This window comes from Algihabitans albus (assembly GCF_003572205.1).
Classification (GTDB): Bacteria; Pseudomonadota; Alphaproteobacteria; order Kiloniellales; family DSM-21159; genus Algihabitans; species Algihabitans albus.
In genome coordinates, this window is the sequence record NZ_QXNY01000005.1 from 372,855 (window position 1) to 390,781 (window position 17,927).

Annotated in this window: 14 protein-coding genes; 12 read left to right on the forward strand and 2 right to left on the reverse strand. The window is 62.1% G+C overall.

Annotated features, from left to right (window positions below; all coding sequences use genetic code 11):
* The first annotated feature begins 44 nt into the window (after positions 1–44).
* The 12 genes from DBZ32_RS15790 to DBZ32_RS22865 all read left to right on the forward strand — a co-directional run bounded on the left by DBZ32_RS15790 (position 45) and on the right by DBZ32_RS22865 (position 13,556).
* The gene (locus DBZ32_RS15790) at positions 45–947 is read left to right on the forward strand and encodes a carbohydrate ABC transporter permease (protein ID WP_119168391.1); all 903 of its coding nucleotides are present in this window, start codon (positions 45–47) and stop codon (positions 945–947) included.
* Positions 947–1,807 (forward strand): carbohydrate ABC transporter permease, encoded by an 861-nt coding sequence (locus DBZ32_RS15795; RefSeq protein WP_119168143.1) that lies wholly within the window; start codon positions 947–949, stop codon positions 1,805–1,807. Before DBZ32_RS15790 ends, DBZ32_RS15795 begins: the two co-directional genes overlap by 1 nt.
* Complete coding sequence (locus DBZ32_RS15800; RefSeq protein ID WP_119168144.1) at positions 1,804–2,937, forward strand: ABC transporter ATP-binding protein; 1,134 nt, start codon at positions 1,804–1,806, stop codon at positions 2,935–2,937. Before DBZ32_RS15795 ends, DBZ32_RS15800 begins: the two co-directional genes overlap by 4 nt.
* Positions 2,934–4,040 carry an ABC transporter ATP-binding protein gene (locus DBZ32_RS15805; protein WP_119168145.1) on the forward strand — a complete coding sequence of 369 codons (1,107 nt, stop codon included), beginning with the start codon at positions 2,934–2,936 and terminating at the stop codon, positions 4,038–4,040. Before DBZ32_RS15800 ends, DBZ32_RS15805 begins: the two co-directional genes overlap by 4 nt.
* A gap of 22 nt (positions 4,041–4,062) precedes the next feature.
* A complete protein-coding gene (locus DBZ32_RS15810) occupies positions 4,063–6,108 on the forward strand; it encodes a molybdopterin-containing oxidoreductase family protein (RefSeq protein ID WP_119168146.1) in 2,046 nt (681 codons plus the stop codon).
* Entirely contained in the window at positions 6,105–7,133 is a 1,029-nt protein-coding gene (locus tag DBZ32_RS15815) for an NAD(P)/FAD-dependent oxidoreductase (protein WP_119168147.1), read from the forward strand. Before DBZ32_RS15810 ends, DBZ32_RS15815 begins: the two co-directional genes overlap by 4 nt.
* Positions 7,134–7,140: 7 nt before the next feature.
* On the forward strand, positions 7,141–7,878 hold the full coding sequence (locus tag DBZ32_RS15820) for a type 1 glutamine amidotransferase (RefSeq protein WP_119168148.1): 738 nt from the start codon (positions 7,141–7,143) through the stop codon (positions 7,876–7,878).
* A 7-nt stretch (positions 7,879–7,885) separates the two neighbouring features.
* A complete protein-coding gene (locus tag DBZ32_RS15825) occupies positions 7,886–9,274 on the forward strand; it encodes a glutamine synthetase family protein (protein WP_235830227.1) in 1,389 nt (462 codons plus the stop codon).
* A gap of 5 nt (positions 9,275–9,279) precedes the next feature.
* Positions 9,280–10,713 carry an amidase family protein gene (locus DBZ32_RS15830; protein WP_162906787.1) on the forward strand — a complete coding sequence of 478 codons (1,434 nt, stop codon included), beginning with the start codon at positions 9,280–9,282 and terminating at the stop codon, positions 10,711–10,713.
* Positions 10,714–10,715: 2 nt separating this feature from the next.
* A complete protein-coding gene (locus DBZ32_RS15835; RefSeq protein WP_119168150.1) occupies positions 10,716–11,024 on the forward strand; it encodes a 2Fe-2S iron-sulfur cluster-binding protein in 309 nt (102 codons plus the stop codon).
* A gap of 996 nt (positions 11,025–12,020) precedes the next feature.
* Positions 12,021–12,515: a GNAT family N-acetyltransferase gene (locus DBZ32_RS15845; protein WP_162906788.1), complete on the forward strand. Its 495-nt coding sequence runs from the start codon at positions 12,021–12,023 to the stop codon at positions 12,513–12,515.
* Between the two features lie 588 nt (positions 12,516–13,103).
* Positions 13,104–13,556: a GFA family protein gene (locus tag DBZ32_RS22865; protein WP_119168153.1), complete on the forward strand. Its 453-nt coding sequence runs from the start codon at positions 13,104–13,106 to the stop codon at positions 13,554–13,556.
* Between the two features lie 519 nt (positions 13,557–14,075).
* On the opposite strand, the gene DBZ32_RS15855 is transcribed toward DBZ32_RS22865, so the two are convergent.
* Positions 14,076–16,151: a tetratricopeptide repeat protein gene (locus tag DBZ32_RS15855; protein ID WP_119168154.1), complete on the reverse strand. Its 2,076-nt coding sequence runs from the start codon at positions 16,149–16,151 to the stop codon at positions 14,076–14,078.
* A gap of 185 nt (positions 16,152–16,336) precedes the next feature.
* Complete coding sequence (locus DBZ32_RS15860; protein WP_208539253.1) at positions 16,337–17,653, reverse strand: hypothetical protein; 1,317 nt, start codon at positions 17,651–17,653, stop codon at positions 16,337–16,339.
* Between the last annotated feature and the right edge of the window lie 274 nt (positions 17,654–17,927).

The following is a 17,927-nucleotide window of genomic DNA, read 5'->3' on the forward strand; positions in this document are numbered from 1 at the left end:
GGATTGAGAGGCAAACGACCACGCCGATCGTAACCGAGCCGGACATGCCCGACGGGGCCGGTCGACGGCGGCGTTTCGTGCGCGGTCTGATGTTGCCGGGTCAACTGATCTCGCTCTTCGTCCTGGTCGTGCCGCTGCTGGTCGCCCTGGCATTGAGCTTCACCACCTGGTCGCCGACGCGCGGATCGCTGTTCGACGCCAGCTTCGAGGGATTGTTCAACTACGAAGAACTGCTCTTCTACGACACCCGCTTCGTCGAAGCTGTCGTGCGCACCCTGGTCCTTGCGGTCGTCTGTCTCTCGCTGGAGTTCGTGATCGGCCTGGGAATGGCGGTGCTCTTCATGCGGGAGTTCCGCGGCAAGTCACTTATCTTCTCCACGCTGTTGACACCCATGATGGTGCTGCCGGTGGTGGTCGGTTACACCTTCTGGATGCTGTTCCAGTCGAACGGCCCGATCAACCAGATGCTGGAGCTGCTGCTGGGCGACGGCGCCGGGCTCGAGTGGTTTCGCAGCGCTTCGCTTGCAACCGCCACGGTCATCATCACCGAGGTCTGGCACTGGACGCCACTGTTCTTTCTGATCCTTCTCTCCGGCTTGAACAGCGTTCCGGAGAACCCGATCCGGGCAGCCGTCATTCTCGGAGCCAGTCCGCGCCAAGTCTTTTGGCGGATCATCTTGCCGATGCTGCTGCCGGTCATCGTCGTGGCCTTCGTCATCCGCTCGATGGAGATCATCAAGCTGTTCGATGAAGTCTTCATGCTGACCCGCGGCGGTCCGGGGTCTTCGACGGAGACGATCAGCCTCTATATCTACAAGCTTGCCTTCAACGACTTCCAGCTCGCCTACGGCGCCGCTGCGGCCTTTCTGGTTCTGCTCGGCACGTTGTTCCTGGTCGATCTGCTGCTGACGCCCATTCGAAAGCAGCTGCTGGAGGGGCGAAATTGATGCCGGTCCGACCTATCACCTGGCCGCTGGTCGTCGTTCTGATCTTCCTGCTCGTGGTCACGCTGTTCCCGATCTTCTGGATTGCGATGACCGCGATCAAGCCGCCGACCGACTGGAATGCGGTTCCGGCCGTCTGGATCCCTGCAGAACCGACCCTGATCAATTTCCGGACGCTGTTCGACCCCGACGCGATTCGCGACTACGGCGTGGGCGGCGTCAGCGAATCCGCCACGGCAGCGGTGATCGGTTCGATCATCGCCTCCGTGAGCGCCACGCTGCTGTCCGTGATGATCGGATTGCTCGCGGCGATCGGTTTGTCGCGCTACAGCGCGAGCGGCCGGTTCACGCCTCTGTTGATTCTCTCGGGCCGCATGTTTCCGCCGGCGGCCATCGCAGTCCCCTTCGTGATCATCTTCTCCGCCGTCGGCCTCATCGATACCTACCTCGGCCTGATCGCGATTTATGTAGCGATCACCTTGCCGTTCTCGACGTGGATGCTGAAGAGCTTCGTCGACGAGATCCCTCGTGAAGTGGAAGAGGCGGCGATGGTGGACGGGAAGTCGCGCTTCATGGCGCACGTGACCGTGACTTTGCCGTTGATCCGCGGCGGACTCTTCGCCACGACGCTCTTCATTTTCATCTTGAACTGGTCGGAGTTTCTCTTCGCGCTGGTGCTCTCCTACACCAATATAGAGACGATCCCCGTACGTCTCGCCAAGTACGTTACGGCAACGGCTGGCACTCTCTACGGGGTTCAGGCAGCTCTGGCATTTCTCGCCATGTCTCCCCTCGTGATCGCGGGTTTCCTGATCCAGAAGCATCTCGCGCGCGGTATGACCTTCGGAGCGGTCAAACGATGACCGCACCCAAGTTGGAACTGGTCGATCTGCACAAGGCGTACGACGATGGTGCCGTGGTCGCAGTCGACGGGATCGACCTGACCGTCGAGTCCGGTGAGACGTTGGCGCTGCTTGGTCCCTCGGGCTGCGGCAAGTCGACGACACTGAACATGATCGTCGGGCTCGAAGATCCGACCTCAGGCGATATCCGCGTCGACGGACGTTCTGTTGTTGGGGTGCCGCCCGGTCAACGCAACGTCGGGCTCGTGTTCCAGGATTACGCCGTCTTCACCCATATGAGCGTCGAGAAGAACCTGGCTTTCGGGTTGCAGGTTCGTGGCCTGCCGCGAAGCGAGGTAAACCGCAGGGTCGGTCAGGCCGCCGAGTTGCTCGGGCTGGGCGATTTGATGAAGGAAAAGGCATCGCGCCTCGGCGGTTCGCAGCTTCAACGGGTTGCCATCGGCCGCACGCTGGTCACCGAGCCTTCGATCCTGCTGCTCGACGAGCCGCTGTCCAACCTGGAGGCCGAGACGCGCCTGTCCATGCGCCGCGAGCTGCGCCGCCTGCAGTCGGAGATCGGCCTAACGATCATCTACGTCACGCACGACCAGATCGAAGCCCTGTCGCTGGCCCGCCGCATCGCGGTGATGAGCGGGGGCAAAATTCGGCAGTGCGACCTGACGGAGCAGGTCTACGACAGCCCCGAGCATGTCTTCGTTGCCGGCTTTATCGGGTCGCCGCCGATGAACCTGATCCAGGGGGTGTTGACGTCGGATGCCTCCGGCCAGCGATTCCGGCATGAGAGCTTCGAGGTGATCGTGCCGGATCGACTGGCACCTGCGGCAGCCGGCGGGGAGCTTCATGTCACCTTGGGTGTGCGGCCTGAGGCGGTGCGGCTGACAGCGACGGCTGATAGCCCGGTCAATGGAACTGTGAGCGCCGTCGAACCAAGGGGGCCCGAAGCCGTTGTTACGGTCAAAGTTGCAGAGGTGACACTGAAGGCCCTGGTGTCCTCCGACGTGCAGCCATCCGATGGCGAGAAGGTCGGTGTCTCGATCGCTCCGGACAAGCTCGTCCTCTTCTCCGGCGACACCAATCGCAACCTGACTGAGAGCGCTCGAGCAGGGGCAAGGGCAGGGGCGGCGGCATGAGCGATCTCGTTCTCTCCGCCGAAGGCATCACCAAGCGGTTCGGCAAGACGCTGGCATTGGATGGCGTCGATATCGCATTGCCGCGCGGCAAGTTTCTGGTGTTGCTCGGCGCCGCCGGTGCCGGCAAGACGACGGCGTTGCGCACCCTCGCCGGGTTGGAGGTGCCGGATAGCGGTCGCATGCTGATCGAGGGTCGAGATGCCACCTTCCTGGAGCCGAAGGACCGCGACGTCGCCATGATTTTCGACAGCCTGGCGCTCTATCCGAACAAGACCGGCTTCGAGAACTTGGCGCATCCTCTCCGGATCCGCCGTCAAGGCGACGCCGTGATCGAGGAGAAAGTCGCCGCCGTCGCAAAGACTTTGCAGATTCCACATGTGCTCCGACGCTTGCCGAAAACGATGAGCGGCGGCGAGCGTCAGCGCGTGGCGCTCGGACGGGCTTTGGTGCGCGAGCCTGCCTTCTTCTTGCTCGATGAACCTCTGTCCAGTCTGGATGCCACGCTCCGTGTGGAACTGCGTGCCGAGCTGAAACGTCTGCAACGCGAGCATCATTATGCCTTCCTGCTCGCCACGCCCGACTTCGCGGAAGCTTTGGCGATCGCCGACAGCGTGGTCATGCTGATCGACGGTAGAGTCCGGCAAGTTGCACCGCCCCAGACGCTCTACGACGAGCCGGCCGACCGGGACGTCGCGCGCTTCGTCGGTGCGCCCGAGATCAATCTCCTGCAGGCAGTCTACGACCCCTCCGATGGCGGACGCCTGCGCACCGCTGAAATGGTGCTGCCGGCACCGGCGCCGTTGTGCAGCTTTTTCGATGGTGCCCGAGGCTCCGTCGAGATCGGCATTCGCCCCGAGCATATGAGGCTTGAACAACCGAAGTCGGGCGCCGACGGCGCGACGGCTACTGACGCGAAGGTTGTGGATGTGGAACCGCTTGGGCTCAATGCGGCCGTAACGCTGACGGCGGCGGGCTCAGTCCTGCGGGCGACGCTACCGGCTCACGATGCGAGCCGTTTTCCGATTGGCTCGTCGGTTTGCTTGCGCCCCCGTCTCGATCGAATGCTGAGCTTCGACAAAGACAGCGGGCGGCGACTCATATGATGGAAGGTGGGAGGAGACCAGCATGAGCGCTGGCGAGCGAAAGCGCGACTACGTCAAGACGACCTGCCCGCGGGACTGTTACGACGCCTGCGGGATCGTAGCGGTGCGCGACGACGGAAAGTTACGCAAGATTCTCGGAGACCCAGAGCATCACGTCGCGCGCGGCGGACTCTGCGGAAAGTGTGCGATTGTCTATAACGGAACCTGGCAAGATCCAGCCGCGCGATTGACTCGGCCTCTGCGTCGTGTCGGACCGAAGGGAAAAGCTAAGTTCGAGCCTGTTTCCTGGGAGACGGCTCTGCAGCAGATTTCTGAGTCTCTAAAGCCGCTGATTGCAGCCGGCCGGACGTCGACGATTATGCAGGCGCACTACACCGGCACCGTCGGTCTGATCGCGGGGTGGTATCCCTTACGCTTCTTTAGCCATCTCGGAGCAACCGAGGTCGATCCCGACAGTGTCTGCAACAAGGCCGGTCACGTTGCCCTGGAGTACGTGTTTGGCGACTCCCTGGAGGGGTTCGACCCGGAAACGGCAAAGCAGGCCAAGACGATTCTGATATGGGGCGCCAACCCCTCCCACTCGGCACCGCATATGCACAAGGACTGGCTACGGGAGTCTGGTGCAGAGGTGATCGCGATCGATCCGATCGGTCACAAGACGGCCCGCGAGCGAGCCTCGCTGCATCTGCAGCTGCGGCCGGGAACCGATGCCGCGCTGGCGTTCGGCTTCCTCCATGTCGCCCAGCGCGAAGGCCTGCTCGATCAGGCTTTCATCGACGCTCAGGTTATTGGTTTCGACGAGATCCTCGCTGCGATCGAGGCTGCCGATCCCGTAACGACCGAGCGCCGCTGCGGCGTCCCGGCTGCACAGATCGAGCAGGCTGCCATCGCCTATGCCAAGGGCCCTTCGCTGCTTTGGTTGGGCCAGGGGATGCAGCGCACGGCCCGGGGCGGTAACGCCTTTCGCGCGCTCGCTGCCCTGATCGCCGGTACCGGGAACCTGGGTAAGCCCGGCGCCGGTTTTTGCTACATGAACGGGCCCGGCAGTCGCGGCATCGACATGAACAGCGTCGTCCCTCCCGAACTCGATCGCGGAAGCGGTTCGATCAGCCACATGGATCTGGCGGAGACTCTGGAGGACTCGGAACGCACCAAGGTTTTCTTCAACTGGAACTGCAATCCCCTGGCCTCGTCTCCTGATCAGGCGCGGCTGCGCAAAGCCTTGATGCGCGAGGACCTGTTTCACGTCGCCTGCGACGTTTTTTCGACCGATACGGTCGCTTTCGCCGACATCGTCCTGCCCGCGGCGGCCTTCCTGGAATTCGACGACGTAATCGTACCTTACTTCCATCAGACCCTCTCGGCGCAGGTAAAGCTGCAGGAGCCTTTGGGCGAGGCGCTGCCGAACCAGGAGATCTTTCGCCGTCTCGCCGCTGCCCTGGGCTTCGAAGCGGCGGCCTTGTTCGAGAGCGACGCCGATCTGATCGCCCGGATTCTGGCCCAGACGCCGTTCAAAGGTGGTTTTGCCGAGTTGGCGAAGGCGGGAACCGTTCGCTTGTACCCGGAGCCGCGCCTGCAGTTCGCAGAGGGTCGCTACCCGACACCCTCGGGCAAGATCGAGATCGCATCGGCACGCGCCGAGGCCGACGGGTTGCCCCGGGTCCCCGAACCCCACGCCGACCCTGGCACCACGGACGGCAGGCTTCGCATTCTCTCGCCCGCCTCTTTGTGGCAGATGAACTCCAGCTACGCCAACGACCCGAAGATCCGGAAGCAACTGGGTGGCAACGCCGTACTTCTGCATCCCGACGACGCACAGGCTCACAGCTTGACGTCCGGCGACCGCGTCACGTTGTCCAACGAGGCCGGTGTGCTGACTTTGCCGGTCGAGGTCAGTGAGATCGCGCAGCCCGGCATGGGAATCGTCTACAAGGGCCGCTGGCCGAGCGCCGAGCCGGCGGCCGCCAACATCAATGTACTGCACAAGGGCCGTAAGAGCGATATTGGAGACTCCACCACCGTGCACTCGATGGAAGTAGATTTACGACGCGCGGAGGCTGCGGAGTGACTCTCGAAACCGACATCTGCATCGTTGGCGCCGGCCCAGTCGGCCTGTTCGCGGTCTTTGCCTGTGGGCAATTGGGCATGCGTTGTGCGCTGGTGGATGCACTGGAGGAGCCGGGCGGGCAACTGACGGCGCTTTATCCCGAAAAGCCGATCTACGATATTCCCAGCCGACCTGTCGTGCGCGCCGACGCCTTGGTCGATGACTTGATGGCACAGGCCGCTCCCTACGAGCCGCGATTTCTGTTTAAGGAGACCACCGAAGCTCTGGTGGAGCATGCGGACGGGAGCTTCCTGCTGACAACGGCTGGCGGTCGAGAGGTCCGTGCGCGAGCTCTCTTGTTGGCTGCCGGCGCCGGCGCCTTCGGCCCCAACCGCCCCCCGCTCGCTGATATCGAGGCTTACGAGGGACACAGCGTCTTCTACCACGTCGCTCGGCGCGAGCGCTTTCGCGACGCCCGCATTGCCATTGCCGGTGGCGGCGATAGCGCTGTGGACTGGGCCTTGTCTCTGGCCGAGGTCGCAGCGAGCGTGACCGTGGTTCACCGGCGCGAGCGGTTCCGTGCCGCGCCCGATGCTGTGGTGCGGATGCGGGCCGATCCGCGGATCTCGCTGCGAACGCCGTATCAGTTGGCTGGACTGGAAGGGGTGCCGCCAAAGCTTCAGGCCCTGCAGTTGTCTCGGATCGGTGGCGGTACCGAGCGGCTCGAGGCCGATGTCCTGATCGCACTGTTCGGCCTGGCCAGTAATCTCAGGCCGCTGGCCGGCTGGGGACTGGGGGGCAACGGCAAGACGATCCCGGTCGATCCGATCACCTGCGAAACGGCACGCTCCGGCGTCTTCGCCATCGGCGATGTCGCGGCCTATCCCGGCAAACAGAAATTAATTCTCACCGGCTTTGCAGAAGCTTCGTTGGCCGCGCATGCGGCTCATGCGCGGGTCTTTCCGGGCAAGCCGTTGCATTTCGAACACTCCACCACTCGCGGCGTCCCTCGGCAAGCTGCCGAAGCCGCGATGCTAACCGGCTGAGGTTTTCATGCGCTTTCTGGTTTTCCAACACGTCGATGTCGAGCACCCTGGAGTCTTTCGCGACCTCTGGCGCGAGGCCGGGATTGCTTGGGATGCGGTCGAGCTTGACGAAGGCGAACCGATCCCGTCGCTCGAACCCTACGACGTTCTCGTTGCAATGGGCGGCCCGATGGATGTGTGGGAGGAACGCCAGCATCCCTGGTTGGCACCGGAGAAGGCGGCGATCCGGCACTGGGTCGGTGATTTAGGACGGCCGTTTCTCGGGGTTTGCCTCGGCCATCAGTTGCTGGCCGAAGCGATGGGCGGTTCGGTCGGCGCGGCCGGCGCGCCCGAGGTGGGATTGGCCCCGGTCGAGTTCACCGACGCCGGCAAGACCGACCTGCTCTTCTCCGGTTTCGGCGACGGCATGGAGACCTTTCAATGGCACGGCGCCGAGGTGACCGATTTGCCGCCTGGCAGCGAGGTCCTGGCGCGTAACGCGGCTTGTGCGGTGCAGGCCTTCCGGGTTGGGCAAGCGGCTTACGGCCTCCAGTATCACGTCGAGCTCACCGAGGCGACGGTGCCGGAGTGGCAGGCCATTCCAGCCTATGCCGCTTCGCTCGAGCAGGCCCTGGGGCTTGAGGGGGCGGCAGCGTTGGCCGCCGACACTCTGGCACGGTTAGCGGACTTCAAGGCCGCCGCGCGGCGTCTCAACGAGAACTTCCTGAAGATCGTGGCGGCCGCGCAGGCCGCCTCCGTGCAGTGAGGGACGAATGATGGATGCAACCGTACTGACGACAGCCCCGGAAGCGACCTTGCCTAAATTGAAGCTCTACTCCTCCGAGGACGCGGAGGCTTTCGTGGCAGACGTGCGGAAGGCCGGCTTCGACTACCTGCGCTTCGAACTGCCGGACATGGCGGGCTTGTCGCGTGGGAAGACGATTCCGATCGACCATGTCGCGCACTACATGACGACCGGTCTGAATCTCTATGGCGGCACCGTGGCCCTGGATAGCTATTCCATCCCGGTGCGCGGCTCCGGCTACAATGAAGAGATGAACTATATCGACTGCGTGATGGTCGCGGATACGGAGACCCTGTCTCCGGTACCTTGGCTCGAGAAGACCGGTCGCGTCATCTGCGACACCATGTGGTACGACGGTAAACCCCAGATGGCGACGCCGCGGCTGCTGATGAAGAAGATGCTCGAGCTCGCGGCAGCCCAGGGTTACACCGTGAAGATGGGCCACGAGTACGAGTTTTACGCGGTGGACCTGGAGACACGGAAGCCGATTTTCGGGGGGCAGCCGATTTTCGTGACCGCACGGACCCACGGTCATCCGGCGATCGACGACCTGATTCGTACGCTCCAAACTCAGGGTATCGACATCATCACCTACAACGTGGAGCACGGACCGGGCCAGGTGGAGATCAACTACTCGGCGCTGGACGGGGTCGCCGCGGCCGACCGGGCCTTCGTGTTCAAAGGCACCGTCAAGGAGTATTTGGCGCGCCATGGTCTGCTCGGCACCTTCATGACCAAGCCCTACAAGGGTCTGTCGGGTAGCTGCTCGCATTTTCACATCTCGTTGCTCCACAGCGAGACGGGCAAGAATGCCTTTCTCGATCCGGCGGCTGAGCACGGTTTGTCGTCGCTCATGCGCAGTTTCATTCAGGGCATTCTCGATCACGCGCGGGCTTCCATGGCGATCTGGAATCCGACGCCGAACTGCTATCGCCGCATTCGCCCACGCACCTATGCCCCCTCGAACATCTCCTGGGGCGTGCAGGACCGCTCGGCGAGCGTACGGGTCAAGGCCAGCTACGACGAAGCGACCCATCTCGAGGTGCGTGTTCCCTCGGCGATGTCGAACCCTTATCTGGTGGCGGCGTCGGTGATCGCGTCCGGCCTGCTGGGCGTGCGGCAGGGCCGCGAACTCGACCCGCCGGCGGCAGGACCGCAAGAAGACGACGAGCGCTTCGAAAAGCTGCCGACCGCAATCGAGGACGCGCTGGAAGCCTTCGAGGCCGATGTCGCCTTGCGTGATCTGCTCGGCGAGGAATTCGTTAAGGTCTACACGGCCATGAAATGGCAGGAGGCGGGCCGGCTACGCGACGAGATTCCGCAGGCTGAACTCGATGAGTACTTCGAGCTCTATTGAGACTCGTGAGCGCGAAACCGACAGTCATCGAAGCGAATTCGCCTGCAGATCTCGGCGTTGCGGAACTGGCGAACCTTTTTCGCCGTGGCGCTCTCTCGCCTGTGGAGGCGGCCGAGGCGGCGCTGCAGCGGATCGACAGCTTCGACACGTCGGTCAATGCCTTCGTCTACCGCGACCGTGCCACGACGCTGGCCATGGCCCGAGCCTCCTGCGAGCGGTTTCGTTCCGGATGTCCGCTGGGCTTGCTCGACGGCATTCCGACTTCGATCAAGGACCTCGCGCCGGTCGCAGGCTGGCCGGTGCGGCGCGGATCCCTTGCTCTCGACCCCACGATTCCGGCCCCCGAGGATTCGCCGCCGGTTGCGCGACTGCGTGAGGCTGGCGCCGTGTTCGTCGGTAAGACGGCGACCCCGGAATCGGGATCGCGGATCGTTACCCGCAGCGCCGTTCATGGAGTGACGTGCAATCCCTATGTACTCGACAGGACCCCTGGGGGGTCCAGCGGCGGCGCGGCGGCGGCCCTCGCCTTGGGTATGGGAACCTTGGCTTTGGGCACCGACGGTGCCGGTTCGATCCGAATTCCGGCTGCCTTCTGCAACCTGGTCGGCCTGAAGCCGGGCTTTGGTCGCGTGCCGTCCTTTCCACCGTCCTTCTTCATGCCACACTCCGTGACCGGACCGATGGCCCGCCGCGTGGCGGACGTCGCGGCGATGTTGGAGGTTATGGCGCGGCCCGAACCGCGCGATCCCTATGCCTGGCCTTTGCCCTTCGATCCGGCGGCGCGCGCTGCCGAAGGTCCGGTGGGCTTGCGGGTCGCGGTCTCGCCGACACTGGGCGGTTTGGGGCAACCGGATCGGGAGACTGAAGCTGCGATCTGGACGGTGGCCGAGGTCCTGGGCGACTCCGGTGCCCTGGTCGAGGAAGCCGATCCCGAGTGGCCCGCCGACCCTTATGAGACCTTCATGGTGTTCTGGGAAGCGACCTATGCCGGCTTCCTCGATAGCTACGCGCCGGAGCAGGCGGAGCGGATGGACCCGCTGTTGAGGGAGATCGCTGCGCGCGGCCGTTCGATCGACATCCTGAGCTACCATCGCGCTCTTGCCGGGCGATTGGCCATCGCTGCCGCGGCACAGGCCTTTTTCAACCGCTACCACGCCGTTCTGACTCCGGTGATGCCGGGACCTGCCTTCGACCTGCAGGCGGAGGCCCCACCGGGGGAAGCTCCGGACGACTGGCGCTGGTGCCCCTTCACTTACCTCTTCAACATGACCGGCCAGCCGGCCATCTCCGTTCCCGCGGACTTCACGTCCGACGGCCTGCCGATCGGCGTGCAGTTGGCCGGTGGGGCGGGGCAGGAGGAGACGCTGCTGGCTCTGGCGACAGCGGTCGAGACAAGACGGAACCTGACCCACCGCTTGCCCCCTTGCCTGGGAGCGTGACCATGCGGATCACGGTGATCGATGCGCAGGGGAAGCGTCGCACTGTCGAGGCGCAGGCCGGTCTTTCCGTCATGGAAGCGCTGCGTGAGGCGGGGCTGATCGAGGGCGAGTGCAACGGGTCCCTGGCCTGCGCGACCTGCCACGTTTGGCTCAATGCCGACTGGTTCGTACGCCTCGCGCCACCGTCAGATGGCGAGGAGGACATGCTCGATGTCGCCTTCAATCTATCGGAGACGTCGCGACTCTGTTGTCAGATCTTCCTGTCGCAGGACACCGATGGGATCGTCGTGACACTGCCCGACGCTCACTGACAGGCGCGGACGAGAGATCGCCCGTCGGCCGGCTCACTGGTTTCGGCTGGTCCGTTAAAGCCACGCTCGCTGCGACGCTGCTCGGCTTCGAGAGAACACCTGGAGAGCTTATGCGTCGCAGAGAGGTTGCCGCCGTGATCGACCCGGCGCTTTCATCGCAACGGAAGATCAAAAGGCCCCCGACCTGTGCACTTTGGTCTGAAGACGGCTACAAGCGGTCTCGCTCGGATCACCGATACCACCAAGACACGCAGACGCCTGACATCCATAGATTATCCGTTGCCTGGATGATGAACTGGATTGAGTGCATAACCAGGCCAGATGGATAGAGCACAGTCGTGCAGATCCAGGTGTAAAAAAAGGCAAAGCAGATCCAGCGCCGTCCACCTTAGTAGGCGTATAATCTGAAAGCCGCAGGTTCGAATCCCGCCCCCGCGACAGAAATGCTCGAACAAGCGGCCCGTCAAGGGCTGCTTGTTTCGTTGCACGACCCCGGCGCGCTCAGTCGGCACCAACCGAAGTCCGTCATGGGCGACAGCAGCCTTACGAAAAAATGCTTCAACGAACGGCTGTTGACCGGCTACGGCTATGCCCGCAGGACCGTCACTGCCGGGACGGATGAGAGAAACTGCGGCTTGACGTGTCTTCGCGGGGTCGCCTTTATAGAAGCACTAAGATGAGTAGGGGAGAAGTGCCCATCGGATTGACGCCGGCAAAGGAAGGCCGGCGCGGGATGGGTCAGGGTGTCGAACACAGGTAGCCGCTTCTGCGTTGGCGATAACGATCGAGGTGGGCGCGATACCGTCATCCCCACGTCCGCGAGCAAAGACCGCTTTGAGACGGTTGTAGTGATCTCGAAGCGATCCAACTCGGCCACTGCGGTAGGAACCACGAACTACTGATGTGCGGACGAAAGCGGACATTTGCTACGAACGACCTCATGCCCGCCGATTGAACTTCCAACGTTCTTAGCGGCTTGCGATCAGTCAGAGAATCTTGGAGAAAATCGAACCGATGCCAGGAAACGTGATCATTCGTGAGTTTCGGGAGAAAGATGCGGCGGCAGTTGCTCAAGTCTACTTCGATGCGGTCCACGAAGGTACGAGTGACTTCTACAGTGCCGAACAGCGGCAGGCATGGGGTGGAGAAGAACCCGATCCGTCATTCTGGCTTGAGCGCTTGCGTCCGATGATCGCTCTGATAGCCGAGTTGGACGGAGAACCGGTAGGATTCATGACAATCGACGCCACTGGATTGATTGATCTGGCATTTGTATCACCTTCCGTTGTCGGGTCGGGGGTAGGGTGGCGCCTCTATACGTCGGTCGAGAATAAGGCGCGTGAACTGGGAGCAAAGCGCTTGCACACAGAAGCCAGCCTAAAGGCGAGGCCTTTCTTCCTGCGGCAGGGTTGGATTGTTGACCTTGAACAAGAAGTGGAAATAGCGGGCGTGGGGCTTACGAATTTCCGCATGGAAAAAAAACTGAACTAGGCGAGCGGTTTCATTAAGTTGCTGTATTCTGGAAGATCGACCTATTTGGATGACTGTCTCAAATGGGTTCGAAGTGGTCGTCCAAATAGACAACCCGACCGGCCGTTCGGGGCCGGACTCGGTCTTTAAAGACTCTTGTAGAGCTTTCGTGATTGGCATCAAGCGGCAAGCAATTGCCGGAAATTCCGTGAATTCAGAAAGAGAAAATAGGGGAGTGCGCCCCCCCCGCGACCAACTCGAACCAAGATAATCCAACCCGATCAAAGACAAACCGAGGCGGTCCGACCGGCCGCCCTTTTGGCAGAACCAAAGATCAATGACTTGGATCGTAGGTTCAAATCACCCCGCAACCAGATTGAGCCAGAAATCGCGCGATCTGGGGCAAATGTTCCTCTTTCAGGGCCTTGGCTTCTGTTTTTGGGCCAGTTGGATAGGCTTGGTGAGGAGCCGAGAACGTCCGATAGAGTCCCGACTCTGTCACTTGTACTCTTTGGATCAGAATTCCGCAGTGTGAGACGAAGCTGCTACCTGGGACGGTCGTCCCAATGTCTGCTTAACCTAGGAACCAAGCTCAAAGGGAGTTTGTCGATGAGTGCTCCCCATCTCCCGCTCGAAGGCTCATGCCTTTGCGGATCGGTACGCGTCCGCGTGACCGCACCTCCACTTCTGACGCTCGCGTGCCACTGCCGCGATTGTCAGAAGCTTTGCGCGAGTGCTTACTCTTTGACCGCTATGTTCCCGGCCGACGCCTTCTCTGTAACCGGTGAACTGGTGGTCGGGGGTCTAAGGACGGAACGGCGAGAGCACAACTTTTGCGCCAAGTGCTTGAATTTCATCTTTACCCGTATCCAAGGCGCGGACACCCGGGTGAATCTCCGCGCTTCTGTGCTCGATGACCTAACCTGGTTTGTTCCCTTCGTCGAATTGATGACGGAGGAAAAGCTCTCGTGGTCGAACGTTCCAGCCGAGCACAGCTTCGCCCGGTTCCCGGAAACAATCGAGGAGCTAGAGGTGCTGATGTTAGACTACTCTAAGCGATGACACCTTTCTGAGAAATATGGGGCGAGGCGGCGGGGTGAGACAGCGTTATACCTTACAGAGCTGCCGTTTATCGTGGCCGCAGCATCGTGCAAATTGGGCTGCTTCCCGTCGTTCTCTGCACGTTGCACGAAGGTCTGCTTCGCTGATAAGCCTTAACTGCGCCGCCACAGAAAGCTAACCAGGTGGCTGGAAGGATCAGAGGGCTGGCCAGGAGAGTCGAACTAGGTGGCACCCTAGAGAAATCAGCTCGTCCGCACTTGGATGAAGTTGGATTATCACGCCGCAGACTGGAGAAGATGCTGCCAACCACGTCGGTTGCGGGCCCCCGCAACCAACATGCGTGCGAATTGGCCAAAGAAGCAGAGCAGCTGAGCGGCCGGTCGATCTGACCTGCTCCTCAAACTGTCCTTGTCTATAAGTTGGCGCTGTTTCAGCTGCTTTATCGAGGAACAGGCTGACCCACAGACGAGGAGCTTCTCGCTGTCTCCCGGTAGGCTGATGGGCAGGGCGCGGAGAAGTTCACTCCAGTGCGTGCAGCTCCTGGATGCGGCGTGCAACCTCTAGAGCCTCCCGGGTTCGGCCTGAACGCTGCAGGAAGGCCGCCAGGGCTTCGAGGCTGGCCCGGTCGGCCGGGTGGCGGGTTAGCAACTCTTGCAGGACGTCGATGGCTTCGTCGGGCCGCCCGACAGACCAGAGCGCGACCGCATGGACGTAGCCGAAGCGAGCGACTTGCGGCGCTGCTGTCGCAGCTCGACCCAAGCGCGGTACCGCCTCTGCATGGCGCTGTTGGCGAATCAGAGATAGTCCGAGGACATGCTGCAACTCGGCGTTGTCCGGCAGACGCTCCAGGCCTTCGCCAAGCAGCGCTTCGGCCTCGCTTTCCTCGCGCCAGCGGGACTGCAGATCCGCCAAGGCGAGGTAGGCAGGTATCCAGGTTGGGTCGAGTGCCAGGGCGCGTCGGAAGCTGGCAGCCGCCAGCGTCTGGTTGCCCTCGGTAAGGTGGAGGTTGCCCAAGGCGACCTGCATATCGGCGCGTTCTGCGGAGGTTTCGAGACTGTCGCGGTAGTCGTGCAACGCGAATGTCAAAGCGAAGCGTTGCTCGAGAGACAGGTCTCGCTCGTCTGCGCGTGAAAGCTGCGCCGCGGCCGCCAGGCGCACGGCGGCTACGGGATCCTGCAAACGCTCGGCCAGCAGCCTGCTCGAGGTCGCGAGCGGAAGCCTGGCGATCGCTTCCACGGCGGCAAGGCGAACAAGCGGATCCTCATCGTTCAAGCTTCCGGCAACGGCCTCTAGATCATCGTCTTTCAACCAGTCGTCGTAGGCCGGCAGCAAGGATAGCGCCGTGGCCCGAGCGATGGCCGGAACCTCGGGAGCGTCGAGGAGAGCGAGCAAATCGAGCCAGGCCCCTGGCTCACCCTGCCGCCCTGCGGCCAAGGCTGTTCCGAAGTGCGCGCGTCGCCAGGACTTGTCGCCGTCGCGCCAGGTGTCGATTGCACTGGCAGCCCAGGCAGCGTCTTGATCACCGTGGCAGGCGGTACAGGCGTTGGGTGTTCCAATCGCTTCGCTGAGATCCGGACGCGGAACGCGGAAGGAGTGATCGCGCCGGTCGTCAATCACCATGTAGGTGCGGGCCGGCATGTGACAGGTCACGCAGGCCGCTGCTTCCGTCTCCGGCGCGTGCCGGTGATGCGAAACTGCATCGAAGTGCGAGGCTTCGTGACACTGGGTGCAGACGGCGTTTCCTTGGAACCTTATCTCGCCGCTGTGCGGTTCGTGACAGTCGCTGCAAACCACGCCGGCCGTCGCCATCTTGCTCTGCCGGAACGAGCCCCAGACGAAGACTTCGTCCTGGATCTGACCGTCGGGATGGTAGAGGCCCTCGGCCAGCCGGCTCGGACGATAGAAATCCATGAAGGGGGCGCCGATCGCATAGCCGTCATTCAAGGGCGCGCGGCGGGCATGGCAAGGCGCGCAGGTCTCGACCTGGGTCCGGCGCGACGATCCTTCGCCCTCTTGTTGCAATAGTCGCGCGACCAAGGTCATGCTATCGCCCTGCTCCCAGCGGCCGCTCGCGGAAAGGTCAATCAGTGGCGATGGAGCGCCTGTACGGGCAGTCTCGACGTGCGTGCGGCCGGGGCCGTGACAGGCCTCGCAACCGACGCTGATTTCTTGCCAGGTTGTCTGGTAGCTCTCGGTCTCAGGCGACCAGTTCCGCCGTAGATTTGTGGAATGGCAGTCAGCGCACATCCAGTTCCAGGTCTGGTCGCGTCCCGACCAGTGGAGTGGATCATCCGGCATAAGGTCACGCCCCGGATAGAGATCGAACCAGCGCTGGCCACCTTCCGTTGCCGGTCGGCTATCCCAGGCCAGTCCGAAGGCCTGCAACCGACCGCCGGGCCGGGGGATGAGATACTGCTGTAAGGGCGCATAGCCGAAGGTATGCGTAACCTCGTAGACCTGCATCCCCTCGGCGACTTCGCCGATCTCGACGAAGAAGCGTCCTTCCTCCCTGAAGAAGCGAACGGAACGGCCGTCCAGCTCCGCGGTAGCCTCGTCGAAGTTCCCGAGCACGCTGGTCTCGTTGGCTTGCGCCATGGCCCAACGATGGTGCGAACGCGACCAGGCCGCGTGCTCGGCGGTGTGGCAATCCTGGCAAGCTGCCGATCCTGCGAAACCCTCGTGCGACTGGGCGGATGGCGGACTCTCTGCGCCTGCCGGTGCGGCAACAGATAGTATGCAAAGAAGGGCCGCCCTCAGCGGCAGTCGGCTTGGCCAGGCCGTCACTTGAAGAGGTTCGGGACAATGGGCGCGATGAAGAAGCGAAAGTTCGCGTCGCGTCGCAGCTCGTCGGGACCTGTCAGGTAGTACTGACCCTCGACGCCCCAGCGGATAGGCAGCTTGCCGATCCGGAACAGTCCGATGAAGCCGAGTCCCACCGGCAAGGCGACTTTGTCGTTGAAGCCGCCGTCCGCATTCCAGTTAATGCTGATGTTGGGCGTCATCCCGATCAACTGTGTTGGCGTTGCCTTCCAGTTGATGAAGTACTGGATGTCGGACTGGTTGGTGCTGTCACGGTCGTCGTCGCCCGCATAGGACCACCAGTGTTGCGGCAGGACACCGATGTTGAAGTGCTCGATCCCGAAACCACCGTAGTCGTTGCCGAGACGTGCCAAGAGAACGGCAGGTCCGGCCTGCCATTTGCCCTGTCCCAGAATATCGTCGCTCGCGGTCGGGAAGATCTGTGTGGCGCCGCCGGCATAGATCCAGCCATCACTTGTGTTGGGGCCAAGCAGCGTCAGCAGCACCGTGTCTCCCAAACCGGTCGTCCGGCCCAGTGGATTGGCGGCTATTTGGGAGAGGGAGTCGTCCGCCACAATGTCGTTCGGGCTGGCACCCAGCAGATCGCCAACGTCGCTGTCGAAGGGTAGGGAGGAGAGCTGCAGTACCGGCCGGACCACGAAGTTCCAGTCACCGTCCAGGACCGGCGCAGAGATCACCGGTTGGAACTTCGTGACGTTGGCAACCTCGGTCCCGTCGATCGCATCTCCTCCAATCAAGGTCGTGTCATTTTGAGTGATCAGCAGCCAAGCGTCGGAAATCGGATTGTTGGCCTTCTGAGCAATTTCGCCGAGGTTGTCTGTCGTATCCTGGCCAGGTGCCGAGTCCGACATGTCAGCCTGCGTCAACTGAGCTTCTGTCAGTCTGCTATCGATGAGTGGCGGGCGCTCCCAAGCCTGCTCGTCATCGGCTGCCTTGGCCAACTCCGGTATCTGCGTGATCGCAGGTTTATGTGAGGCAAGACCTGTCGTTGATTGCGAGTGTGCGGGAGCTGCCGCTGCAGGATCATGAAGCGTGACGGGCTGCGTTGATTGCTGCTTTTCTCCATGAGGCAGTTCGTTTCCGTCGGATAAGACAGGCGCTGGGTTGAGAGGTCTTGCGGCAGTGACCGTTTCAGCCGCCGTCTGTGAGACGGCCGAGCGGTCGGGCATCGTCGTTGCGGCTGTGTCGAAGACGAGCGCGGAGGTCTCCCCTCCGCCCGTACAGCCCGCCGTAAGCAGCCCGACAAGGCCAATCGTAGCTGCGCCCTTCATCTGCATGAGCCAACCCCCGCATCTTCTTGTAATTCAGCTACTCAAAGCTCTGGCGCCTTCCTGCGAGATTCCAAATCTACTCAAGATTGGGTGCCTTCGTATATTTGGCTGCACCAGAAAATATAGTTGAGTCGCGAGAAATTATTTATTTCAATCATCAAATTGATTCTCAACTTTCTCTGCGTCAATTTCATCTCGAGCAATCTCGAAAATTATAAAATATAAAATCCACACTTGAAGCAGGTGACGTACCTCAATTCTGACGTCTTCACGGAAAGTA